General features: G+C 39.4%; 1 protein-coding gene. It reads left to right on the top strand.

The window, feature by feature from the left end:
- Positions 1-442 precede the first annotated feature (442 nt).
- Entirely contained in the window at positions 443-1,126 is a 684-nt protein-coding gene (gene hepC / locus QUB14_RS28555) for a heterocyst development glycosyltransferase HepC (RefSeq protein WP_333221626.1), read from the top strand.
- Positions 1,127-1,630 lie beyond the last annotated feature (504 nt).

Here is a 1,630-nt window from a genome sequence, read left to right as displayed (position 1 = left end):
TTTTAATAATTTTAGGAATCGCGTATTAGCTTGCTTTGGTGATTAGATAAACTTATAACCATAAGTTCAGGAGAGCCTTCGTAATTTGTCAACCGACAAATTATAGATAAAAAAAATGACAAAGTATTGACTTGCTTTTAAAATGTGTTACAAAAGGAGGGTGATTCTACTTAAGTAATCTGTATATGCAATAGTCCGGACAGTTTTTATATGACCCAATGGCTTATTTTCGCTTGACTTTGACCCACGGTGGATAATTAAATCAATGTCAGCTCCACCCCTGACGGGCATTTAATTCGACTTTTTTATAATTTTTGCCCTGTAAAGCTTGTAGTATCGTTCCCAAAATTGTCCGGAGTATTGTAGAGAGAGATTTTTAGTTCTAAGTCATTTTACGGTACAAACAATAATTAGTAAAATTAGCGGCAGGTAATCTGAACCTATGACCACTTCGACACTCTCAAGTTTAAATATCTATTCCTCTGTAGAGCAACAGCATTCAAACAATTACTTACCTCACTGCATTCTTAAGTGGCGACAGGGACTGTTATTCGTCAGTCTCGGACAACAGACCAAACAGCCTTATATTTCGGCGTTTGAGACTGAGCAACAGCTAGTAGAATGCTTGAAACAATCTCCAGTACGGCTGGTTTGCCTCGATCCAACCCTCGGTGAGGCAACACTGAAGCTCTGGGCAAATGCCTGCGAGCAAGCGAACAAACCCGTGTTTCTACGGAGGACTATTCAAAAAACATTTCAAAAGCGAAGCCAACTTAGTCCCCAGCCCAAGCAATGGATGGACTCAATTGCCGCCTTTCTTTTGCTTTTATTGCTTAGTCCGATTATACTGGCGACAGGTGTATCGATCTACCTTTATTCACCAGAGCGGATTTTCCCTAAGCAATGGTACATTGGCACAGGAGGCAAGTTCTTCCGGCTTCTCAAGTTTCCCACGACAGTAGCTAATGACGATTCTCGTACTACACGTTTAATTCGTTGGATGTGTAAGTACAACCTGGATAAGTTACCACAGTTGTTCAATGTGCTACGGGGTGAGATTAGCTTGAGGGATTCATTCTCTCCTTTGACGATATCTGAGGCAGTAAAACTCAGCTTGGAAAATTAACAATAGGTGAGTACATTATTGGAAATTGCAGAAGCTCAGATTCAGGGAAACAATTCAAATGAGGTTGATTTAGTTGTAGATAAACACTGAATCTTAAATTTAAAAAGCTTCAGCGCTTCATGCCAAGTTTATGGAAGCAATGGAGGGCTAACGCCATGCTTCTCTAACGCACCTACAAAAATCAAGATTTTTCGGGAAATCTTGATTCTGTCTTGAAAATTACAACCCACATTCCGCACCTCCTAAGTGTAGGGGTTGCATACTCTAACTACACATACAGATAGCGATTAATGATGAGCTAAAGTCCATATATAAGCAGTGAAAACTCAAACTATTGAAGTGCAAACAGGTGAAAAATGACAAAAATTTTAGTGACTCGTGGAGCAGGTTTTATCGGTTCCGCTACAATAGCTAAATTTCAAAAATATGTAAGGATTCAGGTGGTGGGTATTGACAAGTGTGATCCTGGAAAGTAGAATATAGCAATTATGAAAAAAAACCTGC

Origin of the sequence: Microcoleus sp. B3-D2 (assembly GCF_036705345.1) — a bacterium.
Classification (GTDB): domain Bacteria; phylum Cyanobacteriota; class Cyanobacteriia; order Cyanobacteriales; family Microcoleaceae; genus Microcoleus.
This window is presented reverse-complemented; position numbering and strand designations above follow the sequence as displayed.